Annotated in this window: 20 protein-coding genes and 1 pseudogene; 3 read left to right on the forward strand and 18 right to left on the reverse strand. The window is 61.3% G+C overall.

Going from position 1 to position 25,123, the window contains the following annotated elements; all coding sequences use genetic code 11:
• Positions 1 to 4 precede the first annotated feature (4 nt).
• The 9 genes from nuoJ to BLP82_RS10020 form a co-directional block, all read right to left on the reverse strand.
• Positions 5 to 505: an NADH-quinone oxidoreductase subunit J gene (gene nuoJ, locus BLP82_RS09980; RefSeq protein ID WP_060741545.1), complete on the reverse strand. Its 501-nt coding sequence runs from the start codon at positions 503 to 505 to the stop codon at positions 5 to 7.
• Between the two features lie 9 nt (positions 506 to 514).
• Entirely contained in the window at positions 515 to 1,063 is a 549-nt protein-coding gene (gene nuoI / locus BLP82_RS09985; RefSeq protein WP_003180051.1) for an NADH-quinone oxidoreductase subunit NuoI, read from the reverse strand.
• A gap of 11 nt (positions 1,064 to 1,074) precedes the next feature.
• Positions 1,075 to 2,082 carry an NADH-quinone oxidoreductase subunit NuoH gene (gene nuoH, locus BLP82_RS09990; RefSeq protein ID WP_025212983.1) on the reverse strand — a complete coding sequence of 336 codons (1,008 nt, stop codon included), beginning with the start codon at positions 2,080 to 2,082 and terminating at the stop codon, positions 1,075 to 1,077.
• Positions 2,079 to 4,793, reverse strand: coding sequence for an NADH-quinone oxidoreductase subunit NuoG (gene nuoG, locus BLP82_RS09995; protein ID WP_092167112.1), 2,715 nt, complete (start codon positions 4,791 to 4,793; stop codon positions 2,079 to 2,081). The genes nuoH and nuoG overlap by 4 nt, the downstream gene beginning before the upstream one ends.
• Before the next feature lie 137 nt (positions 4,794 to 4,930).
• Positions 4,931 to 6,286: an NADH-quinone oxidoreductase subunit NuoF gene (nuoF, locus tag BLP82_RS10000; protein WP_092167115.1), complete on the reverse strand. Its 1,356-nt coding sequence runs from the start codon at positions 6,284 to 6,286 to the stop codon at positions 4,931 to 4,933.
• Positions 6,283 to 6,780 (reverse strand): NADH-quinone oxidoreductase subunit NuoE, encoded by a 498-nt coding sequence (nuoE, locus tag BLP82_RS10005; protein WP_053123206.1) that lies wholly within the window; start codon positions 6,778 to 6,780, stop codon positions 6,283 to 6,285. The genes nuoF and nuoE overlap by 4 nt, the downstream gene beginning before the upstream one ends.
• 2 nt (positions 6,781 to 6,782) lie before the next feature.
• Positions 6,783 to 8,567: an NADH-quinone oxidoreductase subunit C/D gene (nuoC, locus tag BLP82_RS10010; RefSeq protein WP_092167117.1), complete on the reverse strand. Its 1,785-nt coding sequence runs from the start codon at positions 8,565 to 8,567 to the stop codon at positions 6,783 to 6,785.
• Positions 8,568 to 8,639: 72 nt separating this feature from the next.
• Positions 8,640 to 9,314, reverse strand: a complete 675-nt coding sequence (locus BLP82_RS10015; protein ID WP_030141322.1) for a NuoB/complex I 20 kDa subunit family protein — start codon at positions 9,312 to 9,314, stop codon at positions 8,640 to 8,642.
• A gap of 10 nt (positions 9,315 to 9,324) precedes the next feature.
• The gene (locus BLP82_RS10020) at positions 9,325 to 9,738 is read right to left on the reverse strand and encodes an NADH-quinone oxidoreductase subunit A (protein WP_003203367.1); all 414 of its coding nucleotides are present in this window, start codon (positions 9,736 to 9,738) and stop codon (positions 9,325 to 9,327) included.
• Between the two features lie 973 nt (positions 9,739 to 10,711).
• On the opposite strand from BLP82_RS10020, the pseudogene BLP82_RS31980 reads away from it, so the two are divergent.
• A pseudogene (locus BLP82_RS31980) lies at positions 10,712 to 11,596 on the forward strand (methyl-accepting chemotaxis protein); the annotation flags it as partial.
• Between the two features lie 198 nt (positions 11,597 to 11,794).
• Positions 11,795 to 12,499, forward strand: coding sequence for a methyl-accepting chemotaxis protein (locus BLP82_RS31985; RefSeq protein WP_371914129.1), 705 nt, complete (start codon positions 11,795 to 11,797; stop codon positions 12,497 to 12,499).
• Positions 12,500 to 12,608: 109 nt separating this feature from the next.
• On the opposite strand, the gene aceA is transcribed toward BLP82_RS31985, so the two are convergent.
• The 9 genes from aceA to BLP82_RS10070 form a co-directional block, all read right to left on the reverse strand.
• Positions 12,609 to 13,934: an isocitrate lyase gene (aceA, locus tag BLP82_RS10030; RefSeq protein WP_014337679.1), complete on the reverse strand. Its 1,326-nt coding sequence runs from the start codon at positions 13,932 to 13,934 to the stop codon at positions 12,609 to 12,611.
• Positions 13,935 to 14,390: 456 nt separating this feature from the next.
• Positions 14,391 to 15,152 carry a secretin N-terminal domain-containing protein gene (locus BLP82_RS10035; protein ID WP_060741550.1) on the reverse strand — a complete coding sequence of 254 codons (762 nt, stop codon included), beginning with the start codon at positions 15,150 to 15,152 and terminating at the stop codon, positions 14,391 to 14,393.
• Between the two features lie 279 nt (positions 15,153 to 15,431).
• Positions 15,432 to 15,857 (reverse strand): GNAT family N-acetyltransferase, encoded by a 426-nt coding sequence (locus BLP82_RS10040; protein ID WP_092167122.1) that lies wholly within the window; start codon positions 15,855 to 15,857, stop codon positions 15,432 to 15,434.
• A complete protein-coding gene (locus tag BLP82_RS10045; protein WP_092167125.1) occupies positions 15,850 to 17,016 on the reverse strand; it encodes a ribosomal protein uL16 3-hydroxylase in 1,167 nt (388 codons plus the stop codon). Before BLP82_RS10045 ends, BLP82_RS10040 begins: the two co-directional genes overlap by 8 nt.
• Positions 17,017 to 17,100: 84 nt before the next feature.
• Positions 17,101 to 18,471 (reverse strand): adenylosuccinate lyase, encoded by a 1,371-nt coding sequence (purB, locus tag BLP82_RS10050; RefSeq protein ID WP_092167127.1) that lies wholly within the window; start codon positions 18,469 to 18,471, stop codon positions 17,101 to 17,103.
• Between the two features lie 169 nt (positions 18,472 to 18,640).
• Positions 18,641 to 19,264 (reverse strand): high frequency lysogenization protein HflD, encoded by a 624-nt coding sequence (hflD, locus tag BLP82_RS10055; protein WP_060741554.1) that lies wholly within the window; start codon positions 19,262 to 19,264, stop codon positions 18,641 to 18,643.
• Positions 19,261 to 20,385 (reverse strand): tRNA 2-thiouridine(34) synthase MnmA, encoded by a 1,125-nt coding sequence (gene mnmA, locus BLP82_RS10060; protein WP_092167129.1) that lies wholly within the window; start codon positions 20,383 to 20,385, stop codon positions 19,261 to 19,263. The genes hflD and mnmA overlap by 4 nt, the downstream gene beginning before the upstream one ends.
• Positions 20,386 to 20,444: 59 nt before the next feature.
• The gene (locus BLP82_RS10065; RefSeq protein WP_060741556.1) at positions 20,445 to 20,891 is read right to left on the reverse strand and encodes an NUDIX hydrolase; all 447 of its coding nucleotides are present in this window, start codon (positions 20,889 to 20,891) and stop codon (positions 20,445 to 20,447) included.
• A gap of 211 nt (positions 20,892 to 21,102) precedes the next feature.
• Positions 21,103 to 23,328: an NADP-dependent isocitrate dehydrogenase gene (locus tag BLP82_RS10070; RefSeq protein ID WP_092167131.1), complete on the reverse strand. Its 2,226-nt coding sequence runs from the start codon at positions 23,326 to 23,328 to the stop codon at positions 21,103 to 21,105.
• A 481-nt stretch (positions 23,329 to 23,809) separates the two neighbouring features.
• Here BLP82_RS10070 and icd point away from each other — a divergent pair, with 481 nt between their 5' ends.
• On the forward strand, positions 23,810 to 25,066 hold the full coding sequence (icd, locus tag BLP82_RS10080; RefSeq protein WP_060741560.1) for an NADP-dependent isocitrate dehydrogenase: 1,257 nt from the start codon (positions 23,810 to 23,812) through the stop codon (positions 25,064 to 25,066).
• The last annotated feature ends 57 nt before the right edge of the window (positions 25,067 to 25,123 follow it).

Raw genomic sequence — 25,123 nt, forward strand, 5'->3', positions numbered from 1 at the left:
GTGATTACTCCTTCGCCTCGTTACGGCCCAAATGGAACGCCGTGACGGCTGCGGCAAGCAGCAGCATCGAGGCGAGTTCGACCACCAGCAGGTACGGACCGAACAGGCTGATGCCCACGGCCTTGGCGCCTACGGTGGTGTGGCCGATGGCCTGGCCGCTCTGGTGAGCGAACAGCACATACAGCAGTTCACCCAGCAGCAGGGCGGCGAGAATCACCGGCCCCGCCCAGATGCCCGGCTTGAGCCAGGAGCGTTCCTGCTGGACCGCGGCCGGGCCGAGGTTGAGCATCATCACCACGAACACGAACAGCACCATGATGGCGCCGGCGTAGGCGATCACTTCCAGGGCACCGGCGAACGGCGCGCCGAGGGCGAAGAAGGTCATGGCCACGGCGATCAGCGAAATGATCAGGTAGAGCAGGGCATGTATGGGATTGGTGTTGGTGACCACACGAAGCGTGGACACCACCGCGATACCCGATGCGAAATAGAAAGCGAATTCCATCTTTCTTCCTTAAGGCAGCAAGCTCTTCACGTTGATCGGTTCGGCTTCATTCTGCGCGGCGCCTTTTGGCTTACCGGCAATGGCCATGCCTGCAACACGATAGAAGTTGTAATCAGGGTTTTTACCGGGACCGGAAATCAGCAGATCTTCTTTCTCGTACACCAGGTCCTGACGTTTGAACTCGGCCATTTCGAAATCCGGCGTGAGCTGGATCGCGGTGGTCGGGCAGGCTTCCTCGCAGAGGCCGCAGAAAATGCAGCGCGAGAAGTTGATGCGGAAGAAGTCCGGGTACCAGCGACCGTCTTCGGTTTCAGCTTTCTGCAGCGAGATGCAACCTACCGGGCACGCCACGGCGCACAGGTTGCAGGCCACGCAGCGTTCCTCGCCGTCGGGGTCGCGGGTCAGGACGATGCGGCCACGGTAACGGGGTGCCAGGTAGACCGGCTCTTCCGGGTATTGCAGGGTGTCGCGCTTGCGAAAGCCATGGCCGAAGATCATGACCAGGCTTCGCAGTTGGGTACCGGTACCCTTAACGATGTCGCCAATATATTTGAACATGGGTCAAATCCTCACTGAACCGCGGCCGCAGGCGCGTTCATCAAAACGATCGCAGCGGTCACCAGCATGTTGATCAGGGTCAGCGGCAGGCAGAATTTCCAGCTGAAGTCCATCACCTGGTCGTAGCGCGGGCGCGGGATCGAGGCGCGCAGCAGGACGAACAGCATGATGAAGAACGCGGTCTTCAGGGCGAACCAGACGAAGGACAGTTGCGGCAGGATGCCGAACGGACCGTGCCAGCCACCGAAGAACAGCGTCACCAGCAGCGCCGAGATCAGGATGATGCCGATGTACTCACCGACGAAGAACATGCCCCATTTCATGCCGGCATATTCAATGTGGTAACCGTCGGCCAGTTCCTGTTCCGCTTCCGGCTGGTCGAAGGGGTGACGGTGAGTCACGGCCACGCCAGCGATGAAGAAGGTACAGAAACCGAAGAACTGCGGAATGATGAACCACAGGTTCTGGGCCTGGTACTCGACGATGTCGCGCATGTTGAACGAGCCGGCCTGGATCACGATGCCCATGAGCGCCAGGCCCATGAACACTTCGTAGGACACGGTCTGGGCCGAGGCCCGCAGGCTGCCCAGCAGGGCGAACTTGTTGTTGCTCGACCAGCCGGCGAACAGCACCGCGTACACCGACAGGCCGGCCATGGCGAAGAAGAACAGCAGGCCGATGTTCAGGTCCGCCACGCCCCAGGTCGGGGTGATCGGGATGATCGCGAAGGCGATCAGCAAGGCGCTCATGGCCACGACCGGTGCCAGGGTGAAGATCACCTTGTCGGCAAACGGCGGTGTCCAGTCTTCCTTGAAGAACATCTTGATCATGTCGGCGGCGATCTGGAACATGCCGAACGGGCCGACGCGGTTCGGACCGTAGCGGTCCTGCCACCAGCCCAGCAGTCGACGTTCGACGAAGCTCAGCAACGCGCCGCAGACCACCACGGCCAGCAGGATCACGATGGCCTTGAGGACCGTCAGGATCACAGCGATCACTTCAGGGGTGAACCAGCTCATTGCGCTGCCTCCTGCAGACCGTCGACGGTTTTGCCGAATATCGCCGGTGGAATACCCGCCAAACCGGCCGGCAGGGCCACCAGGCCGGCGCCCAGTTCTTCATTGATGCGCAGCGGCAGACGCAGGGTCTGGCCGGCCACGTTCAGGCTCAGCAAGGCGCCATCGTTGACGCCCAGGCGGTCGGCTTCGGACTTGGCCAGCGCCACGTAGGCGGCCGGGATGCGTTCCTGCACCGGTGCGGCCTTGGAAGAGTTCTCTTCGCTGCCGAACAGGTGATGGAACGGCACGACCTGCCAGGTGCCCGGTGCCGGGTTGAAGGCGCGTGGCACGCTGGCGAACCAGCTCAGGCCATCGCCTTGGCTTTCGATCAGGCGGGTGCCCGGGTCGCCGGCACGCAGGTGACCACCGACTTCGTCCTGGAACTTGTTCCAGGCTTGCGGCGAGTTCCAGCCCGGCGACCAGGCGAACGGCACTTGCGAGCGCGGTTCGGTGGAGCCCGAGTAGCCTTCCATGGAGAACGAGAACGCGGTATCCGTGTCCTGGGAGGTGCGCGGTTCGTGGACGCTGATATTTGCGCGCATGGCGGTACGGCCACTGTAGCGCAGGGGTTCGCGCGCCAGTTTCAGGCCTTTGATGCGGAACGAAGCCGACGGGGCGGCATCGACGATGCGCGCCAGTTGCGGGTTGCTCTCGGCGCAGGCAGCGGTGGCATGGTCCAGTTGCGTCCAGTCCACTGGCTGGTCCAGCAGGGTCGAGCGCAGGGCATGCAGCCAGCGCCAGCCTTCGTGGACCAGGATGCTGGCGTCCAGGTAAGTCGGGTCGAACACCTGGAAGAAGCGCTGGGCGCGGCCTTCCTGGCTGACCAGTGTACCGTCGCCTTCGGCGAAGCTCGCCGCCGGCAGCACCAGGTGGGCGCGGTCGGTGGTGGCGGTTTTCTGATGGTCGGCGACGATCACCACTTTCGCGGCGTTCAGGGCGGCGTCCACCCGGGCTTTGTCGGTGCGGGTGTAGAGGTCGTTTTCCAGCACGACGATGGCGTCGGCATTGCCGTCGATCACCGCTTGCAGGGCTGCGTCCACCGATTCGCCCCCGAGCATGGCCAGGCCGAGGCTGTTGGCTTCCGGCACGATCAGGCTGATGGAACCGTTCTTCTCGCGCAGTTTCAAGGCTTTGGCGATGTTGGCGGCAGCTTCGATCAAGGCCTTGGAACCCAGGGAGGTGCCGGCGATGATCAATGGGCGCTTGGCCGCCAGCAGGGCGTCGGCGATGCGTTGGGCCAGGGCGGCGGCTTCGCTGTCCAGGCCGTCGACGGCCGGGGCGCTGGCGTCCAGGGCGTGGGCCACGGCGAAACCGATGCGGGCCAGGTCGTCGGGAGCGGCGTGGACGCATTCTTCGGCCACGTCGTCGAGCTTGGTTTCAGCGATACTGGCGATGAACAGCGGGTTCAGCGCGTGCTGGCCGATGTTCTTCACGGCGGCGTCGAGCCATGGCTGCACGCGCATGGCGTCGGCCATGTCCTCGGCCTTGCCCTTGACCGATTGGCGCAGGGCCAGGGCCATGCGGGCGGCGGTCTGGGTCAGGTCTTCGCCAAGGACGAACACCGCGTCGTGGTCTTCGATGTCGCGCATCGTCGGCACCGGCAGCGGGCTGTCCTTGAGCACTTGCAGCACCAGGCGGATGCGTTCCAGCTCGCCGGCTTCGATGCCACTGTAGAAGTGCTCAGCGCCGACCAGTTCACGCAGGGCGTAGTTGCTTTCCAGGCTGGCCCGTGGCGAGCCGATGCCGACGATGTTGCGACCGCGCAGCAGCTCGGCGGCCTTGTCCAGCGCTTCGTCCAGGCTCAGCTTGGCGCCGCCCGCCAGCTGCGGTTGGCGTGGGCGATCCTTGCGGTTGACGTAGCCATAGCCGAAACGGCCACGGTCACACAGGAAGTACTGGTTGACCGAACCGTTGAAGCGGTTTTCGATGCGCCGCAGTTCACCGTAGCGCTCGCCCGGGGAAATGTTGCAGCCGCTGGAGCAGCCATGGCAGATGCTTGGCGAGAACTGCATGTCCCACTTGCGGTTGTAGCGTTCGGAGTGAGTCTTGTCGGTGAACACACCGGTCGGGCAGACCTCGGTGAGGTTGCCGGAGAACTCGCTTTCCAGGGTGCCGTCTTCGACGCGACCGAAGTACACGTTGTCGTGGGCACCGAACACGCCCAGGTCGGTGCCGCCGGCGTAGTCCTTGTAGAAACGCACGCAGCGGTAGCAGGCGATGCAGCGGTTCATCTCGTGGGAGATGAACGGGCCCAGTTGCTGGTTCTGGTGGGTGCGCTTGGTGAAGCGATAACGGCGCTCGTTGTGGCCGGTCATCACGGTCATGTCTTGCAGGTGGCAGTGGCCGCCTTCCTCACAGACCGGGCAGTCGTGAGGGTGGTTGGTCATCAGCCATTCGACGACGCTGGCGCGAAACACTTTCGCTTCTTCGTCGTCGATGGAGATCCAGCTGCCGTCGGTGGCGGGGGTCATGCAGGACATGACGATCCGACCACGCTTGTCGTTTTCGTCGGTGTACTGCTTGACCGCGCACTGGCGACAAGCGCCAACGCTGCCAAGGGCGGGGTGCCAGCAGAAATAAGGAATGTCGAGGCCCAGGGACAGACATGCCTGTAACAGGTTGTCTGCGCCATCGACTTCGAGCTCTTTGCCGTCTACGTGGATAGTGGCCATGGTTCAAAGTTCTTCGTTGGCCCGGTGTCAGCGGGCGTGGCTAATGGAATCTTGTTGTTCGCGTGAATCAACACAGCCGCTTACGGCGTCATCACACGAGAAGACGAAGGGCACGGACCCTTCGCCTTTTTAAGCGTTTACGCGCCGACTACGATCGGCTTTGCCAGAGGCGGGACGACGGCGCTGGTGGGCGCGATGCCGGCTTCGAACTCTGGACGGAAGTATTTGATGGCGCTGCCCAACGGCTCCACGGCACCCGGTGCGTGAGCACAGAAGGTCTTGCCTGGGCCGAGGAAACCCACCAGACCCAGCAGGGTCTCGATATCGCCGGCCTGGCCTTCGCCATTTTCAATGGCTCGCAGCAGCTTGACGCTCCACGGCAAGCCGTCGCGGCAAGGGGTGCAGAAACCGCACGACTCACGGGAGAAGAACTCTTCCATGTTGCGCAGCAGCGACACCATGTTGACACTGTCGTCCACCGCCATGGCCAGGCCGGTACCCATGCGGGTACCCACCTTGGCGATGCCGCCGGCGTACATTTGGGCGTCCAGGTGTTCCGGCAGCAGGAAACCGGTACCGGCGCCGCCGGGCTGCCAGCACTTGAGCGTGTAGCCGTCGCGCATGCCGCCGGCGTAGTCTTCGAACAGCTCGCGGCCGGTGATGCCGAACGGCAGTTCCCACAGGCCAGGGTTCTTGACCTTGCCGGAGAAGCCCATGAGCTTGGTGCCCATGTCTTCGCTGCCGTCGCGGGCCAGGGATTTGTACCACTCCACGCCGTCGGCAATGATCGCCGGCACGTTGCACAAGGTCTCTACGTTGTTCACGCAGGTCGGCTTGCCCCACACGCCCACGGCGGCAGGGAAGGGCGGCTTGGAGCGTGGGTTGGCGCGGCGGCCTTCGAGGGAGTTGATCAGCGCGGTTTCTTCACCGCAGATGTAGCGCCCGGCGCCGGTGTGGACGAACAGCTCGAAGTCGAAGCCGCTGCCCAGGATGTTCTTGCCCAGCAGGCCCGCGGCCTTGGCTTCTTCCACGGCACGGTTCAGGTGCTTGGCGGCGGTGGTGTATTCGCCACGCAGGAAGATGTAGCCACGGTAGGTCTTCAGCGCACGGGCGCTGATCAGCATGCCTTCGATCAGCAGATGGGGCAGTTGCTCCATCAGCATGCGGTCCTTCCAGGTGTTGGGTTCCATTTCATCCGCGTTGCACAGCAGGTAGCGGATGTTGATGGATTCGTCCTTGGGCATCAGGCCCCACTTCACACCTGTGGGGAAGCCCGCGCCGCCACGACCTTTAAGGCCGGAATCCTTCACGGTCTGGACGATGTCGTCCTGGGCCATGTCGGTGAACGCCTTGCGCGCGGCGGCGTAGCCGTTCTTGGCCTGGTACTCGTCCAGCCATACCGCTTCGCCGTCGTCACGCAGACGCCAGGTCAGGGGATGGGTTTCGGCCGAACGCTGGATGCGGTTGGCGGGCCCGAAGGAAGTCAGGGTCATACGTAGCCCTCCAGCAGTTTGGCGACACCATCAGGCTGGACGTCACCGAAGGTGTCGTCGTCGATCATCAGCGCCGGGGCCTTGTCGCAGTTACCCAGGCAGCACACCGGCAGCAAGGTGAAGCGGCCGTCGGCGGTGGTCTGGCCCAGGCCGATGCCCAGCTTGCTCTGGAGCTCGCCGACCACCGATTCGTGGCCGCCGATGTAGCAGACCATGCTGTCGCAGACGCGGATGATGTGACGGCCCACTGGCTGGCGGAAAATCTGGCTGTAGAAAGTGGCGACGCCTTCGACGTCGCTGGCCGGGATGCCGAGGATCTCGCCGATGGCGTAGAGCGCGCCGTCGGGCACCCAGCCACGTTCCTTCTGGACGATCTTCAAGGCTTCGATCGACGCCGCGCGCGGGTCTTCGTAGTGATGCAACTCGTGCTCGATGGCCGAGCGCTCGGTTTCGCTCAGGGCGAAACGGTCAGTCTGGATAAGCGTGCTGTTCATGCTTAGCGGTCCACGTCGGCCATAACGAAATCGATACTACCCAGGTACGCGATCAAGTCCGCGACCATGCTGCCTTTGATCACTGAAGGGATCTGCTGCAGGTGCGGGTAGCTTGGGGTGCGAATCCGGGTGCGGTAGCTCATGGTGCCGCCGTCGCTCGTCAGGTAATAACTGTTGATGCCCTTGGTCGCTTCGATCATCTGGAAGGACTCGTTGGCCGGCATGACCGGGCCCCACGAAACCTGCAGGAAGTGCGTGATCAGGGTCTCGATGTGCTGCAGCGTGCGCTCTTTGGGCGGCGGCGTGGTCAGCGGGTGATCCGCCTTGTACGGGCCTTCCGGCATGTTGCGCAGGCATTGGTCGATGATCTTGATGCTCTGGCGCATTTCCTCGACGCGAACCATGCAGCGGTCATAGGCGTCACCGTTGGCCGCCAGCGGTACTTCGAATTCGAAGTTTTCGTAGCCGGAGTAGGGGCGCGCCTTGCGCAGGTCGAAGTCGCAACCGGTGGAACGCAGGCCGGCACCGGTGACGCCCCATTCCAGGGCCTCCTTGGTGTTGTAGGCGGCGACCCCGATGGTACGACCCTTGAGGATGCTGTTCTGCAGGGCGGCCTTGGTGTATTCGTCCAGGCGCTTGGGCATCCACTCGACGAAGTCCTTGACCAGCTTTTCCCAGCCGCGCGGCAGGTCGTGGGCCACGCCACCGATGCGGTACCAGGCCGGGTGCAGGCGGAAACCGGTGATGGCTTCGATCACCGTGTAGGCCTTCTGGCGGTCGGTGAAGGTGAAGAACACCGGCGTCATCGCCCCCACGTCCTGGATATAGGTACCCAGGAACAGCAGGTGGCTGGTGATGCGGAAGAACTCGGCCATCATGATGCGGATGACGTCGACCTTCTCCGGGACCTTGATCCCGGCCAGTTTCTCCACCGACAGTACGTACGGCAGGTTGTTCATCACGCCGCCGAGGTAGTCGATACGGTCGGTGTACGGGATGAAGCTGTGCCAGGACTGGCGCTCGGCCATTTTCTCGGCGCCACGGTGGTGGTAGCCGATGTCCGGCACGCAGTCGACGATCTCTTCGCCGTCCAGTTGCAGGATGATGCGGAACGCACCGTGGGCCGAAGGGTGGTTCGGGCCCAGGTTGAGGAACATGTAGTCCTCGTTGGCGCCCGAACGCTTCATGCCCCAGTCTTCAGGCTTGAAGCGCGCGGCTTCTTCCTCGATCTGTTGCTTGGCCAGGGACAGGCTGAACGGGTCGAACTCGGTGGCACGGGCCGGGAAGTCCTTGCGCAAAGGGTGACCTTCCCAGGTCGGCGGCATCATGATGCGGGTCAGGTGCGGGTGGCCGGGGAAGTCGATCCCGTACATGTCCCACACTTCACGCTCGTACCAGTTGGCGTTCGGCCAGATGCCGGTCACGGTCGGCACGCTGAGGTCGCTCTCGGACAAGGCGACCTTGATCATTACGTCACTATTACGCTCGATCGACATCAAGTGATAGAAAACGGTGAAGTCGACGCCGTCGGGCAGCCCTTGACGCTTGGTGCGCAGGCGCTCGTCCACGCCGTGCAGGTCATAGAGCATGACGTACGGCTTGGGCAGGTTGCGCAGGAACGTCAGGACTTCGACGAGTTTGGCGCGGGCGACCCAAAGCACCGGCATGCCGGTACGGGTCGGCTGGGCGGTGAACGCCTCGGGGCCAAAACGGTTGTTCAGTTCGACGACCACATCCTGGTCGTCTGCCTTGTAAGGCGGGATGTACAGAGCACTGCCTGTAGTCATGGTTATTTATCGCTTTCGGTCAACGTAAAGAATGAAGCCAGGTTCTCGTTTCTTGTACAGAGCAGAGCTGGATCAGACTTCGTCGGGGCTGCGCAGGTTGGTGACTGCGATACGCTGTTCGCGGCGCTGTTCCTTTTGCGACGGCATCTCGGCGCGATAGACGCCTTGATCGCCAACGACCCAGGACAGTGGGCGACGCTCCTGGCCAATCGACTCCTGCAACAGCATCAAGCCTTGCAGGAAAGCTTCTGGGCGAGGCGGGCAGCCGGGCACGTAGACGTCCACGGGCAGGAACTTGTCCACCCCTTGAACGACAGAGTAGATGTCGTACATGCCACCGGAGTTGGCGCACGAACCCATGGAGATGACCCACTTGGGCTCGAGCATTTGCTCGTAGAGACGCTGGATGATCGGCGCCATCTTGATGAAGCAGGTACCGGCGATAACCATGAAATCCGCCTGGCGCGGCGATGCCCGGATCACCTCGGCGCCAAAGCGCGCGATGTCGTGGGGCGCCGTGAAGGCGGTGGTCATTTCCACGTAGCAGCACGAAAGGCCGAAGTTGTACGGCCACAGGGAGTTCTTGCGACCCCAGTTGACCGTGCTGTTCAGCACGTCTTCGAGCTTGCCCATGAAGATGTTTTTGTGGACTTGATCTTCTAACGGATCGGCGACGGTTTCCCGTTTGCCAATCGGATACTGCTCGTTAGGAGCATCGGGGTCGATCCTGGTGAGATTGTATTGCATTGCCAAAGCCTCATTGTTTCAGCTTCGCTTGCCGCTTGCGCCGAGCTTCCGGAGCCCAATCAAGTGCCCCCACCCGGTAAAGGTAGACAAGACCTGCCAACAGAATTGCTATGAAAACGAGAGCTTCGACGAATCCGGTCCAGCCGCTTTCGCGGACGGACACAGACCAGGCAAAGAGAAAGAGGGCTTCGATATCGAAGATCACGAACAGCATCGCGACCAGATAGAATTTGGCTGAGAGCCGCAAGCGGGCGCCACCGGTAGGCAGCATGCCGGACTCGAACGGTTCATTTTTGCTGCGGCCCCAGGCTTTTGACCCAAGCAGGCTCGACACACCGAGCATGAAAGCACACAGGCCAACAACGCCCAGAAGGAAAATGGCAAAGCCCCAATTGTGGGCCATGAGTCCTGTCGCTTCGGACATGCTGGAAATCCTTAACAGAGAGCAAAGGTCTCTGAGCTTGAATGAAATAAAGCAGTGACGATATGTCGCAGCAATCAATCGCGGTGATTTTATGGCTAAACACCGGGCAAGTAAAATTCCTATAGCGAAATTATTTATTGGAATAAGGACATAGCGCGCCTCCAGGACCCTGCGGCCCCGGCCCCGTGGGCGTTGGCCGGCTATTCATCAATAATATTTCGTGCGGAATGTAACAATGATAACGACTTTCAAATGATAATTATTATTATCTGCGCCGGCCTTTTCTACAGTGCACTTAGTGTCGTGTCTGAGAGGCTGTCTTAATCGTCGCTACTGCAATTGTCAGCGTCGGACGTTTTACTCCTTTTCGGACTGCCCAATACTGCGTTCGATCAATTTTTCTAGCGCTGCGCCGAAGTTTTATGGGGGGCTGCTCCCGTGGAAGCCAGGCTTGCTCGCGATGTCGACAACGCAGTCCCGAGGCAGACTGCCTTATCGTTCATCACAGCCAAGCCTGGCTCCCACAGGTGCAGGCTTGCTCTTACAGCGTAGGTGGCTTCAAAGAAAACGGGTAAAAAAACCTCGGTCATCAGATCTAGGTCACCCAGCCGAGCCAATCCAGAAACCGCGCCCGGGGCATTGGAGCGTTAAGCGAAACCGCTTTGCCCGCAAAAAATCGGCATGAGGCTCGGCCTAGAGCCTTGAAGGATTGATGGCAAATAGCTATCTTTGTCCCTCGCTCATCTAATCATCTATATCAATATGGTTAGACAATCGCTCCCTTCATAGATAGCTGCGTCAGTTCTCATCGTTCGCGGCTGATTACCAAAGGAATGTCATGAATTCTTGGTTCGCGAATATGAGCGTCATGCTCAAGTTGGCTTTGGGCTTTGCCGTTGTGCTGCTGCTGACCGCTATCCTTGCGGCGAGCGGCTGGTTCAGCCTGGGAAAAATGGTCGAGCGCACTGATCGAATGACCAGCATTACCGAACTCGGCGACCGTCTTGATCACCTGCGCAGGGCTCGCTTGCAATACCAGCTGGACAAGGGCGATGAACAAAAGGGGGCATTGATCCAGGCGTCGTTGGAGCAGTTTGTCGCCAAGCAGAAAAGCCTTGCGAACGAGTTGAGAAAGCCTGACAACCTTAAAAAGCTTGCGCTGATCGAGCAGGCCAGCGCGCAGTATCAAGTGGCACTGAATACGATGCGCGAGGCTTATCGCAACGACACAGCCATGCGCAAGGAGATGGGCGTCAATGCGGTCAAGGGCGCCGCGCTGATTGCCAAGGTCATCAATGACGTAGAGGCAATGCCTGCCTCGGATGATCGCCGTTTCGAGTTGTACAGGATCATCCTCAAGGCCAAGGAGGACGTGGCGCTGGTGCGTTATGAAGTGCGGGGCTACACCGGCAACCCCAACAGCGCCACCGAACAGGCCGCCACCCGCCAGCTCGAAAATGCGCTCAAGGGCATCGAAACCCTCAACAGCGCTTTCGGCCCGAGCTATGCCGACACTATCAAGCAGCTGGAGGCCGCACTGATTGCTTACCGCCATTCGGTGCAGAACTTCACCGCCAGTAACCAGGCCATTGGCAAGGCTGTGCAGGACACCACCGATTTGGGTGACACCATCACCCGTCTGACAGACGAAATGTATGCCAGCCAACTGACCTCCCGTGACGAAGACAGCGCCCAGGCCCGCATCCTGCAGTTGAGCTGCACTGCTTTGGCGATGTTGTTGGGGATTCTTGCGGCCATGATCATCACTCGCCAGATTACGCGGCCATTGCAGGACACATTGGCTGTGGTCGATCGCATTGCAGCAGGCGACCTCACCCAAGACATGGTCGTGACCCGTGGTGATGAACTGGGTGTCCTGCAGCAAGGTATCCAGCGCATGGGCACCACGTTGCGCGACCTGATCGGTGGCATCCGCGATGGCGTCACCCAAATCGCCAGCGCCGCCGAGGAGTTATCGGCCGTCACCGAGCAGACCAGTGCCGGGGTCAATAGCCAGAAGACCGAGACCGACCAGGTGGCCACCGCCATGCAGGAAATGTCGGCCACCGTGCATGAAGTCGCGCGTAATGCCGAACAGGCTTGCACTGCCGCATCGGAGGCCGATGCGCAGGCTCGTATCGGCGACCAGGTGGTCGCCCAGGCCATCGTTCAGATCGAGCGCTTGGCCGGCGAAGTCGGGCGCTCCGTCGACGCCATGGATGAGTTGGAACAAGAAAGCGCGCGCATCGGCAAGATCATGGACGTGATCAAGGCGGTGGCTGAGCAGACCAACTTGTTGGCCCTTAACGCCGCCATCGAGGCCGCTCGCGCGGGTGACGCCGGGCGCGGTTTTGCCGTGGTCGCCGATGAAGTGCGTGGGCTGGCCCAGCGTACCCAGCATTCCACCGAAGAGATCGAAAGCCTGGTGGCGGGCTTGCAGAACGGCACGCGCCAGGTGTCGAGCATCATGCGAAACAGCCGCGAACTGACCGACAGCAGCGTGGAATTGGCCGGCAAGGCCGGCATCTCCCTGGGCAACATCACCCAGGCGGTTTCCGGCATCCAGGCCATGAACCAGCAGATTGCCGCTGCTGCGGTGCAACAAAGCTCGGTGGCCGAGGACATCAGTCGCAGTATTCTGAGCGTGCGCGATGTATCCGAACAGACCGCCTCGGCCAGCGAAGAAACCGCCGCTTCCAGCATCGAGCTGGCGCGCCTGGGTAACCAGTTGCAGCAACTGGTCAGTCACTTCAAAGTGTAAAAAAACCGGCGAAAAAAAGCCCCGAACCAGTCGGGGCTTCAGATCGTCGGCTTTGCGGTTAGTTTTTATCCGGTCCGCAAGGGCCGCTTACTCGAGGCAAGCGTGTGAATCAGTGGAACTGTTCTTCTTCGGTGGAGCCGGTCAGTGCGGTCACCGACGAAGTGCCGCCCTGGATCACGGTGGTCATGTCGTCGAAGTAACCGGTGCCCACTTCCTGCTGGTGAGCCACGAAGGTGTAACCCTTGGCGGCGTCGGCGAACTCCTGCTCTTGCAGTTTCACGTAGGCGGTCATGTCGTTGCGGGCGTAGTCGTGCGCCAGGTTGAACATGCTGTGCCACATGTTGTGAATGCCGGCCAGGGTGATGAACTGGTGCTTGTAGCCCATGGCGGACAGTTCGCGCTGGAACTTGGCGATGGTCGCGTCGTCCAGGTTTTTCTTCCAGTTGAAGGAAGGCGAGCAGTTGTACGACAGCAGTTGGTCCGGGTATTCCTTCTTGATCGCTTCAGCGAAGCGACGGGCTTCGTCCAGGTCCGGCTTGGCGGTTTCGCACCAGATCAGGTCGGCGTACGGCGCGTAGGCCAGGCCACGGGCGATGGCCTGGTCGAGACCGGCGCGCACCTTGTAGAAGCCTTCCTGGGTGCGGGTACCGGTCACGAACGGCTGGTCGTACGGGTCGCAGTCGGAGGTCAGCAGGTCAGCGGCGTTGGCGTCGGTACGGGCCAGGATGATGGTCGGTACACCGGCAACGTCGGCGGCCAGGCGGGCAGCAGTCAGCTTCTGCACGGCTTCCTGGGTTGGAACCAGAACCTTGCCGCCCATGTGGCCGCATTTCTTCACCGAGGCCAGTTGGTCTTCGAAGTGAACGCCGGCGGCGCCTGCTTCGATCATGCTCTTCATCAGCTCGTAGGCGTTCAGGACGCCGCCGAAACCGGCTTCGGCGTCAGCCACGATCGGCGCGAAGTAGTCGATGTAGCCCTCGTCGCCCGGGTTCTTGCCGGCTTTCCACTGGATCTGGTCGGCGCGACGGAACGAGTTATTGATGCGCTTGACCACGGTTGGAACCGAATCCACCGGGTACAGCGACTGGTCGGGGTACATCGACTCGGCGGAGTTGTTGTCCGCAGCCACTTGCCAGCCCGACAGGTAGATCGCCTGGATGCCCGCCTTGACTTGCTGCACAGCCTGGCCGCCGGTCAGGGCGCCCATGCAGTTGACGAAATCTTTCTCGGGACGGAAGGCTGGCTTGGCGCCCTGGGTGACCAGGTTCCACAGCTTCTCGGCGCCCATTTTCGCAAAGGTGTGCTCAGGTTGAACCGAGCCACGCAGACGGACGACGTCAGCAGCGGAATAATTGCGCTTCACGCCTTTCCAGCGCGGGTTTTCAGCCCAGTCTTTTTCAAGGGCTGCAATTTGCTGTTCGCGTGTCAGTGCCATGGAGATAAACCTCGTCGCATAGGTCTTGGTGGAAAATTCCTGCTCCTGCCGACCAGGGGTTGGCGTACAAGTCGGTTCAGGCGAGGCGGCGACGGGATGAACGATGGGCTCGAGGGGAAAGTGAGCAGGTAGGGGCGAACTGCGGGCGCATTCGGGCGTCGTGGGCCTTCAATACGAACTCAGAGTGATGCCGGGTTACCTAGTTACGCTTCCGTCCCTCGGGACAACTTCGTTCCAGTCGCAACCTCGTCAAACACACCTTGTGGGCGGTACAGACACGAATCGGCTCGCAGGATAGTTGCAAGCGTCGACCCGAAGGCCCTTGCCAGGGCCCCTGATTAGCGGGAGCGAGGCCATCATGCCTTCGGTTTTTTGGCTCGTCAAACGTTTTGTAGTGCTTTTTTTATAGCACTACATCTTTGGTCTAATACGACTCATCAGTCAGTTTTTGGTGCTTCAGTTCAGGGTATCGACCTTGACCCGCAAAATCATGTCGTCACGGCCCTGGGTCGAGTAGCTGCGGGTCAGGCCTTGTTTGTCGGCCTGAGTCTGGCGATTCACGCCGGCCAGGGTGATCCATTCGCCGAGGCGTCCGCTGACAGTTGTGTCGGTACTCTGAACGTTCACTACATCGGGACGTTCCTGGCTCATGCGGTCACGATTGGTGCTGATGCTCAGATGAACGGTCTCGCCGGTGACGCTGGCCGTGACATAAAAACCCTGGGTGACATTGCGGTATTCAGTCTGGCTCTGCATGCGGCCGTAGTTGTCGGTCTGGTTGCTAGTGAATGGCACGCTCTGGCCTACCTGGATCAGCGCCGGCTGGCCTTCACTGGCCTGTACCTGCTGTACGCCGCCGTCACGGCTGGCGGTGCTGCGGTTGATGATGCGGGTCTGGCTGGGGGCGGCACCGTTGATCGAGTAACCCTGGTCGCCCTGCAGGTTGTTTTCGTTGGTGTCGACCGTGATCAGCAGGCGCTTGGGGGCGGTGTCCAATTGGGCCAGGAACTGCCGGAGTTCTTCGATCTTGCCCGGCTCGGCGTTGACGATCAGTTGGTTGCCGTAGGCGCTGACCTGACCGTCCTTGCCGATGAAATTCTGCGCCACCGGCAACAGGTCGGCGCTGGTGCGGTAGTTCAGCGGCACGATTTGCGTATCGGCCATGACCGACAGGCTGCAACCGAGCAGCAGGGTGACCAGGAGGGTGCGTAGAGGCATGTCCATTTCTCCGCGAGACAAAGGCTTGATATTGCCAGTTTGTCGGCCCCGGATGGGGCAAGTTGAATGGTAGACGGCAAAACGCCCCGGCATCGGGGGATGGCGGGGCGTTTTGGATGTGAGCTGAGAGATTGCTTTGTGGCGAGGGGATTTATCCCCGCTGGGCTGCGAAGCAGCCCCCAAATCAATCGCCGCGGTGTGTCAGGTCAATGCAATTCAGCTCCATTGGGGCTGCTGCGCAGCCCAGCGGGGATAAATCCCCTCGCCACAGGATTTGTGTCAGGCCGAGTGCCGCACCATGTCCACATGGGGAATCCCGGCTTCCAGGAACTCCTCGCTGACCACTGCAAACCCCAACCGCTCGTAGAACGGCGTGGCATGCACCTGGGCGCTGAGCATCTGTTGCTTGAGCCCGCGCTTCTCGGCTTCGGTGATCACCGCCTGCATCAACGCATCGCCCACCTTCAGGCCGCGCCAGTCCTTGAGGACCGAGACACGGCCGATGTGGCCGTCGGCCAACAGGCGCGCGGTGCCGATGGGGAAATCGCCTTCAAACGCCAGGAAATGCACCGCGCCCTGGTCGTCGGCATCCCACTCCAGCTCGGGCGGGACGGACTGCTCGGCAATGAACACGGTCTCACGAATGCGCCGGATCTCGGCGTTATCCTTTTGCCAGTCTGCGACACGAACGTGGATTTTATTCATCGGCGAACCCCAGGCTGCCTTGCTTGACCAGCTCGCAGATCAGGCCGCGGCCGTCTTCGTCGGCCAGCCATGGGCCGAGGTTTTCGCTGTGCAGGGCGTCGGCGGCGCAGATCATTTTCAGCAGTTCGCGCAGCTTGCCCGGCAGGTAACGGCTCTGGCCGCTGGCGAACAGCAACAGGTCGTCGTCGACTTCCGACCAGGCCAGACGGGCGCTTGGGTTGCGGATGATCACCGCGCCTTGCTCCAGGCCGGCCAACAGTTCGTCATCTTCCATTTCCGGGCCCACTACCAGTTCCGGGTAGCGCGGCTCGGTCATGAACTGGCCGAACCAGGTCAGCAGCAGGCGCTCGTCGCTCATGTGCTCGGCCAGCAGGCCCTTGAGGCGGTCGAGGGCGTCTTGCTGGATCTGGTGCGGGTCGGCCACCGGGCGCGCGTCGGCGTCGGTGTAGCGCTCTTCGTCCGGCAGGAACTGGCTCAGGAAGTCGGTGAAATGGGTCAGCACTTCAGCGGCGCTTGGGGCGCGGAAGCCCACCGAGTAGGTCATGCAGTCGTCCACGGCCACGCCGCAGTGCGCCAGGCGCGGCGGCAGGTAGAGCATATCGCCCGGTTCCAGGGTCCACTCGTCGGTGGCTTCGAAGTCAGCGAGGATGCGCAGGTCGGCGTGCTGCAGCAGCGGGCTTTCGGAGTCGCACATCTGGCCGATTTTCCAGTTGCGCTGGCCATGGCCTTGCAGCAGGAACACGTCATAGTTATCGAAATGCGGGCCCACGCTGCCACCGGGGGCGGCGAAGCTGATCATCACATCGTCGATGCGCCAGCTCGGCAGGAAGCGGAAGTTCTCCAGCAGTTCGCCGACTTCCGGTACGAACTGATCGACCGCCTGCACCAGCAGGGTCCACTCGCGTTCCGGCAACTTGCTGAATTCGTCTTCGGCGAACGGGCCGCGACGCATTTCCCAAGGGGTCTCGCCGTGTTCGATCACCAAGCGCGATTCGACTTCTTCTTCCAGGGCCAGGCCGGCCAGTTCATCGGCGTCGATCGGGCTTTGGAAGTCGGGAATCGCCTGACGGATCAGCAGGGGTTTTTTCTGCCAGTAGTCGCGCAGGAATTCCCGTGCCGTGATGCCGCCCAGGAGTTGCAGAGGAATATCAGGATTCATGTGTAACCTATTGAAAAAATATACTTTTCAGACGCGAATAAAAACGCCCGGCGCGGCCGGGCGTCTCAAAGGTAAAGCCGTGGATCAGATGCGCTTGGCTTGTTCCGCCGCGTTGCCGATGTAGCTGGCCGGGGTGAGCTTCTTCAGCTCCGCGCGGGCCTCGGCAGGCATGTCCAGGCCATCGATGAAAGTTTGCAGCGCTTCAGGGCTGATGCCCTTGCCACGGGTCAGTTCTTTCAGCTTTTCATACGGGTTTTCGATGTTGTAGCGACGCATCACGGTTTGGATCGGCTCGGCGAGAACTTCCCAGCAAGCGTCGAGGTCGGCAGCGATCTTCTGCTCGTTCAGTTCCAGCTTGCTGATGCCCTTGAGGCTGGCTTCGTAGGCAATGACGCTGTGGGCAAAACCCACGCCCAGGTTGCGCAGCACGGTGGAGTCGGTCAGGTCGCGCTGCCAGCGGGAGATCGGCAGTTTGCTCGCCAGGTGCTGGAACAGCGCGTTGGCGATGCCCAGGTTGCCTTCGGAGTTTTCGAAATCGATCGGGTTGACCTTGTGCGGCATGGTCGAAGAACCGATTTCGCCGGCGATGGTGCGCTGCTTGAAGTAGCCCAGGGAGATGTAGCCCCAGATGTCACGGTCGAAGTCGATCAGGATGGTGTTGAAGCGTGCGATCGCATCGAACAGCTCGGCGATGTAGTCGTGCGGTTCGATCTGGGTGGTGTACGGGTTGAAGCTCAGGCCCAGCTCGTCTTCGATGAAGGCGCGGGCATTGGCTTCCCAGTCGATGTCCGGGTAGGCCGACAGGTGGGCGTTGTAGTTGCCCACGGCGCCGTTGATCTTGCCCAGCAGCGGCACGGCGGCCACTTGGGCGATCTGGCGCTCCAGGCGGTACACCACGTTTGCCAGTTCCTTGCCCAGGGTGGTCGGCGAAGCCGGTTGACCGTGGGTGCGCGACAGCATCGGCACGTCGGCGAAGCGGATCGCCAGTTCGCGGATGGCTTGGGCGGTCTGGCGCATCAGGGGCAGCATCACCTCATCACGGCCTTCGCGCAGCATCAGGGCGTGGGACAGGTTGTTGATGTCCTCGCTGGTGCAGGCAAAGTGGATGAACTCGCTGACGTTGGCCAGCTCCGGCAGCTTGGCCGCCTGCTCCTTGAGCAGGTATTCGATGGCCTTGACGTCGTGGTTGGTGGTGCGCTCGATTTCTTTGACGCGCTCGGCGTGCTCCAGCACAAAGTTTTCTGCCAGTGCGTTCAACACTGCGTTGGCTTCGGCGGAAAACGCCGGCACTTCGCCGATGGCAGGGTGGGCGGCCAGGCGCTGGAGCCAGCGCACTTCAACCAGGACGCGGGCACGGATCAGGCCGTACTCGCTGAAAATCGGGCGCAGGGCCTGGGTTTTGCCGGCGTAGCGGCCGTCAACAGGGGAAACCGCAGTGAGCGAAGAAAGCTGCATGGGGTGTTCTCGGACAGTCGGGCAACGAAATGGGGCGCGTATCATACATGAAAACAAGTGCCGGTCCGTCGCCAACTGACCGGCGTGCTACGCGTAACAAGCTAAAACTGTTTATTACCTGTGGCGAGGGAGCAAGCGCCTTCGCCACAAAAAAGCAGGTCGAGGCGACTTATTCGTTGCGCATCAACGGGTAAAGCTCTTTCAGCAATTTGCGGCGGCTGATCACCAGTTGCCAACGATGACCACCTAACTGCCGCCAAAGTCGTGCCGAGCGAATTCCGGCCAGCAGCAGGGCGCGGATCTTCGAGGCATTGCTTGGCTGTTGCAGGTTGCGCATGTCGCCATGCACCTGGATGCGCTGGCGCAAGGTGCTCAAGGTGTCCTGGTACAGCGAACCGCAGGCTGCGACGACGTTTTCGTGAGCCGGGCCGAAGTGTTCGACCTGGGACTGGATCTGCGGCAAGCGTTTGCCGATGGTCTCCAGCAGGTCGTCGCGCTTGGCCAACTGGCGCTCAAGGCCCAGCATCGACAGGGCATAGCGCAACGGCTCGCGTTGCAAGGCGCTGGGATCGCGCTCCAGGGCGCCGATCAGCGCCCGATAGCCTTCGCGCAGGTTCAGGTCGTCGCCGCCATAGACTTCCAGGGTGTCCTTGGGGTCGCGAACCAGCAGGCTGCCGAGCATGCAGGCCACGCCCGCTTCGGTGGCCTGGCCGGTCTTGGCGATCCTGTCCACCAGCACGGCGGCGAGAAACACGCCGCCCAATGCCGTCAGTTGTTCCTGGATAGGGTTCATGCCTGGCTGCTCCAAGGCTCTGCGACTTCGATCACGCCGCCGCCCAGGCAGATGTCGCCGTCGTAGAACACCACGGATTGGCCGGGTGTGACCGCTCGCTGCGGGTCATCGAAGGTGGCGCGGTAGCCCGTGGCGGTTTTTTCCAGGGTGCAGGGCTGGTCGCTCTGGCGGTAGCGAACCTTGGCCGTCAGGCGGCGTGGTTCGCCGAGGTCGATCGGGTTGACCCAATAGATCTCGGAGGCGAGCAGGGCACGGGAAAACAGCCAGGGATGGTCGTTGCCCTGGCCGACGATCAACTCATTGTGTTCCAGGTCCTTGACCAGCACGTACCACGGCTCTTCCCCGGCGTCTTTCAGCCCGCCGATGCCCAGGCCCTGGCGCTGGCCGATGGTGTGGTACATCAGGCCATGGTGACGGCCGATGACTTCGCCTTCGGTCGTCTTGATCTCGCCCGGCTGGGCTGGCAGGTACTGTTTGAGGAAATCGCTGAAACGGCGCTCGCCAATGAAGCAGATCCCGGTGGAGTCCTTCTTCTTGGCGGTGGCGAGCTGGTGTTTTTCAGCAATCGCGCGCACTTCGGGCTTTTCCAATTCGCCTACCGGGAACAGGGTCTTGGCGATCTGCTCGCCGCCGACGGCATGCAGGAAATAGCTCTGGTCCTTGTTCGGGTCCAGGCCCTTGAGCAGTTCGGTGCGGCCATCGATGTCGCGGCGGCGCACGTAGTGGCCGGTGGCGATCAGGTCGGCACCCAGCATAATGGCGTAGTCGAGGAATGCCTTGAACTTGATTTCGCGGTTGCAGAGGATGTCCGGGTTCGGCGTGCGACCGGCCTTGTATTCGGCCAGGAAGTGCTCGAACACGTTGTCCCAGTACTCGGCGGCGAAGTTGGCGGTGTGCAGCTTGATGCCGATCTTGTCGCACACGGCCTGGGCGTCCGCCAGGTCATCCATGGCGGTGCAGTATTCGGTTCCGTCGTCTTCTTCCCAGTTCTTCATGAACAGGCCTTCCACCTCATAACCCTGCTCGATCAGCAGAAGGGCGGAAACGGAAGAGTCCACGCCGCCGGACATGCCGACAATGACGCGCTTCTTGGGTGTGTCAGAAGGGGCTGGATCACGCATAGGGATTCAATGAGTGTCTTGAAAAAGGACGCGATTCTATCAGGCCCGGGCGCGCAAGGCTAAAGAGAAGGACGGATCAGCGTCAGACTGTGGCAATGGCCGGCCAGATAATCGTCGATGCAACGGATGATCAGCTCACTGCGCCAGTGCTCGCGCCGTTCGAGCAGTTCGTCGCGGGTCAGCCATTTGGCGCCGAGGATGCCGTCGTCCAGTTGATACTCGGGGTGGTGTTGCAAGGCCTTGGCGGCGAAACAGACGCGTTGGTAGGTCACGCCGTTGCTGGGGGCGGTGTACAGGTAAATGCCTACCACGGCGGTGGGCTCGACGTCCCAGCCGGTTTCTTCCAGGGTTTCGCGCACGGCGGCTTCGATCAGCGTTTCGTTCGGGTCCAGGTGACCGGCCGGCTGGTTGAGCACCGCGCGTCCGCCCTTGGATTCTTCCACCATCAGGAAGCGGCCGTTGTCCTCGACGATGGTGGCGACAGTGATGTGGGGTTGCCAGTCCATGGAGCTTTCCTCAATGTCAAATTTTGAACACGGACCCTGTGGGAGCGAGCTTGCTCGCGAAAGCGCTGGGTCAGTCAATAGAGATGTTGAATGATAAACCGCATTCGCGGGCAAGCCCGCTCCCACATTGGATTCGTGTTTACATTGGAATTATTTGTCGGAAACACAAACCCCGGCACAAGGCCGGGGTTCGTGATGTTCCCTTACAACCTTACACCAGCGCAGCAATCGCCGTGTTGAAGGTGGCGCTCGGGCGCATGGCCTTGCTGGTCAGCTCGGGGTTGGCGAAGTAGTAACCGCCGATGTCCACGGGCTTGCCTTGCACGGCATTGAGTTCGGCAACGATCTTTTCTTCGTTGTCGGTCAATGTCTTGGCCAGGGAGGCGAACTGGGCCTTGAGGGCTGCGTCGTCGTCCTGGGCGGCCAGTGCCTGGGCCCAGAACAGGGTCAGGTAGAAGTGGCTGCCGCGGTTGTCGATGCCGCCGACCTTGCGCGAAGGCGATTTGTTGCGGTCCAGGAACTCACCGGTGGCCTGGTCCAGGGTCTTGGCCAGCACCAGGGCTTTCGGGTTGTTGTAGGTCACGCCCAGGTGTTCCAGGGACGCGGCCAGGGCCAGGAACTCGCCCAGGGAATCCCAGCGCAGGAAATTCTCTTCCAGCAACTGCTGAACGTGCTTGGGGGCCGAGCCGCCGGCGCCGGTTTCGAACAGGCCACCGCCGTTCATCAGCGGCACGATCGACAGCATCTTGGCGCTGGTGCCCAGTTCCATGATCGGGAACAGGTCGGTCAGGTAGTCACGCAGCACGTTGCCGGTCACCGAGATGGTGTCCTTGCCTTCGCGGGTGCGGCCCAGGGTGAACTTCATCGCGTCGACAGGCGACATGATGCGAATGTCCAGGCCGCTGGTGTCGTGGTCCTTCAGGTAGGTCTGGACTTTCTCGATGACTACGCCGTCGTGGGCGCGCATCGGGTCCAGCCAGAAGATCGCCGGGGTGCTGCTGGCGCGGGCACGGTTGACGGCCAGTTTGACCCAATCCTGGATCGGCGCGTCCTTGGTCTGGCACATGCGGAAGATGTCACCGGCTTCGACGTTCTGCTCCAGCAAGGTGCGACCGGTGTTGTCCGAAACGCGGACCACGCCATTGGCCTTGATCTGGAAAGTCTTGTCGTGGGAGCCGTACTCTTCGGCTTTCTTGGCCATCAGGCCGACGTTCGGCACGCTGCCCATGGTGGTGGGGTCGAAGGCGCCGTGTTGCTTGCAGTCTTCGATCACCGCCTGGTAGATGGTGGCGTAGCAGCGATCCGGGATCACGGCCTTGGTGTCGTGCAGCTGGCCATCGGTGCCCCACATCTTGCCGGAATCACGGATCATGGCTGGCATCGAGGCGTCGACGATCACGTCGCTCGGCACGTGCAGGTTGGTGATGCCTTTGTCGGAGTTGACCATCGCCAGGGATGGGCGCGCCGCGTAGACCGCCTGGATGTCGGCTTCGATCTGCGCCTGCTGCTCGGCCGGCAGGGCCTTGATGCGGGCGTACAGGTCGCCGATGCCGTTGTTCAGGTTGAAGCCGATCTGCTCCAGCACTTGTGCGTGCTTGGCCAGGGCGTCTTTATAGAACTCGGCAACGATCTGGCCGAACATGATCGGGTCGGAGACCTTCATCATGGTGGCCTTGAGGTGAACCGACAGCAGCACGCCTTTTTGCTTGGCGTCTTCGATTTCAGCGGCGATGAAGTCGCGCAGGGCGTTTTTGCTCATCACGGCGCAGTCGAGGATCTCACCGGCTTGTACGGTGGTTTTTTCCTTCAGGACAGTGGCAGTGCCGTCCTGGGCGATCAGCTCGATTTTCACACTGCCGGCGGCGTCGATCAGGGCGGCTTTTTCGCTGCCGTAGAAATCGCCGGTGCTCATGTGGGCTACGTGGGACTTGGAGTCCGCGGCCCAGGCGCCCATCTTGTGCGGGTGCTTGCGCGCGTAGTTCTTGACCGACAGCGGTGCGCGACGGTCGGAGTTGCCTTCACGCAGGACCGGGTTCACGGCACTGCCCTTGACCTTGTCGTAACGGGCGCGAGCGTCTTTCTCGGCGTCGGTGGTCACGGTTTCCGGGTAGTCCGGCAGGGCGTAGCCCTGGGCCTGCAATTCCTTGATCGCGGCCTGCAGTTGCGGCACCGAGGCGCTGATGTTCGGCAGCTTGATGATGTTGGCTTCAGGCGTAACGGCCAGATCGCCCAGTTCGGCGAGGTGGTCGGCTACGGCTTTGTCACCCAGTTGCTCGGGGAAGCTGGCCAGGATGCGCCCTGCGAGGGAGATATCGCGGGTTTCCACGGCGATATCGGCCGAAGCGGTAAAGGCTTCGACGATCGGCAGCAGCGAATAGGTGGCGAGGGCGGGCGCTTCGTCGGTGAAGGTATAGATGATCTTCGAGCGGGTGGGCATATTCGGATTAACTCTCTTCTTTGCTAAAGCATGCGCAGAAACTCGAGGGGCGCCGGGTAAGCGCGTTCGTTCAAAGTCTTCCGTGAACCGAATGTCGAGGTTTCTTCGCGGTGATGTTGGGTGCATCAGTCGAGCGTCAAGCGGTCGGGCCGCGGTAACGGTCCGGCTTCTAACTGGCCGAAAGCCCTGTCATAGAGCCGTCAACCGGCGTGACCCTGTGGTCAGCGGCGGCATTATACATAGGTAGCTGGCGATCTGCCGATGGTTCATAGACTTCCGTACACGTCCATTGGTCTAAACGTCGCAGTACCCTTGGGGCGGACTATGCTCATGTTTGGCGCTTTTCCCTTGGTTTTCAGGGTTGTACCCGGCGAAGTGCAACGCTTTGCCGTCGATGGGCCTAACGTAGGGTTTGCGTGCCGATTCAACTGGGGTACGCTCGAACGCAGCCAGATGTTCAATCCAAGCAATGGAGTTCAGCATGGGGTATCAAAAGATTCAGGTTCCAGCCGTCGGTGACAAAATCACCGTCAATGCAGACCATTCTCTTAATGTTCCCGACAACCCGATCATCCCCTTCATCGAAGGCGACGGCATTGGCGTCGATATCAGTCCGGTCATGATCAAGGTTGTGGACGCTGCGGTTCAGAAGGCCTATGGCGGCAAGCGCAAGATTTCCTGGATGGAAGTCTATGCCGGTGAGAAAGCGACCCAAGTCTACGACCAGGACACCTGGCTGCCCCAGGAAACCCTGGATGCGGTCAAGGACTATGTAGTTTCCATCAAGGGCCCGCTGACCACGCCGGTCGGTGGCGGTATCCGTTCGTTGAACGTAGCGCTGCGCCAGCAGCTCGACCTGTATGTCTGCCTGCGTCCGGTGCGCTGGTTCGAAGGTGTGCCAAGCCCGGTCAAGAAGCCCGGCGATGTGGACATGACGATCTTCCGCGAGAACTCCGAGGACATCTACGCGGGCATTGAGTGGAAAGCCGGCTCGCCCGAAGCCACCAAGGTCATCAAGTTCCTGAAAGAAGAAATGGGCGTGACCAAGATCCGTTTCGACGAGGATTGCGGCATTGGCGTCAAGCCGGTTTCCAAGCAGGGCACCAAGCGCCTGGCGCGCAAGGCCCTGCAATATGTGGTCGACAACGACCGCGATTCCCTGACCATCGTGCATAAAGGCAACATCATGAAGTTCACCGAAGGTGCCTTCAAGGAATGGGCCTACGAAGTGGCGGCCGAAGAGTTCGGCGCGACCCTGCTTGACGGCGGGCCGTGGATGCAGTTCAAGAACCCGCGGACCGGCAAGAACGTCATCGTCAAGGACGCCATCGCCGATGCGATGTTGCAGCAGATCCTGTTGCGCCCGGCCGAGTATGACGTGATCGCCACCCTGAACCTGAACGGTGACTACCTGTCCGACGCCCTGGCGGCGGAAGTGGGCGGTATCGGTATCGCGCCGGGCGCCAACCTGTCCGACACCGTGGCGATGTTCGAAGCCACCCACGGTACCGCGCCCAAGTATGCCGGCAAGGACCAGGTCAACCCGGGCTCGCTGATTCTGTCGGCGGAAATGATGCTGCGCCACATGGGGTGGACCGAAGCGGCCGACCTGATCATCAAGGGCACCAACGGCGCGATTTCGGCCAAGACCGTGACCTATGACTTCGAACGCCTGATGGAGGGTGCCAAGCTGGTATCGTCCTCGGGCTTCGGTGATGCCCTGATCTCGCACATGTAAGCGAATCGGCGCTCAACGCGAATGCCCGGCTCGAGTGATCGAGCCGGGCATTTTCAT

Source organism: Pseudomonas sp. NFACC37-1 (assembly GCF_900101575.1).
Taxonomy (GTDB): domain Bacteria; phylum Pseudomonadota; class Gammaproteobacteria; order Pseudomonadales; family Pseudomonadaceae; genus Aquipseudomonas; species Aquipseudomonas fluorescens_AA.

Bases quoted from the DNA above. Each gene is read 5' to 3' on its own strand.
- nuoJ (WP_060741545.1), bottom strand. From the start codon at position 505: ATGGAATTCGCTTTCTATTTCGCATCGGGTATCGCGGTGGTGTCCACG.
- nuoI (WP_003180051.1), bottom strand. From the start codon at position 1,063: ATGTTCAAATATATTGGCGACATCGTTAAGGGTACCGGTACCCAACTG.
- nuoH (WP_025212983.1), bottom strand. From the start codon at position 2,082: ATGAGCTGGTTCACCCCTGAAGTGATCGCTGTGATCCTGACGGTCCTC.
- nuoG (WP_092167112.1), bottom strand. From the start codon at position 4,793: ATGGCCACTATCCACGTAGACGGCAAAGAGCTCGAAGTCGATGGCGCA.
- nuoF (WP_092167115.1), bottom strand. From the start codon at position 6,286: ATGACCCTGACTTCCTTCGGGCCCGCCAACCGCATCCAGCGTTCGGCC.
- nuoE (WP_053123206.1), bottom strand. From the start codon at position 6,780: ATGAACAGCACGCTTATCCAGACTGACCGTTTCGCCCTGAGCGAAACC.
- nuoC (WP_092167117.1), bottom strand. From the start codon at position 8,567: ATGACTACAGGCAGTGCTCTGTACATCCCGCCTTACAAGGCAGACGAC.
- BLP82_RS10015 (WP_030141322.1), bottom strand. From the start codon at position 9,314: ATGCAATACAATCTCACCAGGATCGACCCCGATGCTCCTAACGAGCAG.
- BLP82_RS10020 (WP_003203367.1), bottom strand. From the start codon at position 9,738: ATGTCCGAAGCGACAGGACTCATGGCCCACAATTGGGGCTTTGCCATT.
- BLP82_RS31985 (WP_371914129.1), top strand. From the start codon at position 11,795: ATGTCGGCCACCGTGCATGAAGTCGCGCGTAATGCCGAACAGGCTTGC.
- aceA (WP_014337679.1), bottom strand. From the start codon at position 13,934: ATGGCACTGACACGCGAACAGCAAATTGCAGCCCTTGAAAAAGACTGG.
- BLP82_RS10035 (WP_060741550.1), bottom strand. From the start codon at position 15,152: ATGCCTCTACGCACCCTCCTGGTCACCCTGCTGCTCGGTTGCAGCCTG.
- BLP82_RS10040 (WP_092167122.1), bottom strand. From the start codon at position 15,857: ATGAATAAAATCCACGTTCGTGTCGCAGACTGGCAAAAGGATAACGCC.
- BLP82_RS10045 (WP_092167125.1), bottom strand. From the start codon at position 17,016: ATGAATCCTGATATTCCTCTGCAACTCCTGGGCGGCATCACGGCACGG.
- purB (WP_092167127.1), bottom strand. From the start codon at position 18,471: ATGCAGCTTTCTTCGCTCACTGCGGTTTCCCCTGTTGACGGCCGCTAC.
- hflD (WP_060741554.1), bottom strand. From the start codon at position 19,264: ATGAACCCTATCCAGGAACAACTGACGGCATTGGGCGGCGTGTTTCTC.
- mnmA (WP_092167129.1), bottom strand. From the start codon at position 20,385: ATGCGTGATCCAGCCCCTTCTGACACACCCAAGAAGCGCGTCATTGTC.
- BLP82_RS10065 (WP_060741556.1), bottom strand. From the start codon at position 20,891: ATGGACTGGCAACCCCACATCACTGTCGCCACCATCGTCGAGGACAAC.
- BLP82_RS10070 (WP_092167131.1), bottom strand. From the start codon at position 23,328: ATGCCCACCCGCTCGAAGATCATCTATACCTTCACCGACGAAGCGCCC.
- icd (WP_060741560.1), top strand. From the start codon at position 23,810: ATGGGGTATCAAAAGATTCAGGTTCCAGCCGTCGGTGACAAAATCACC.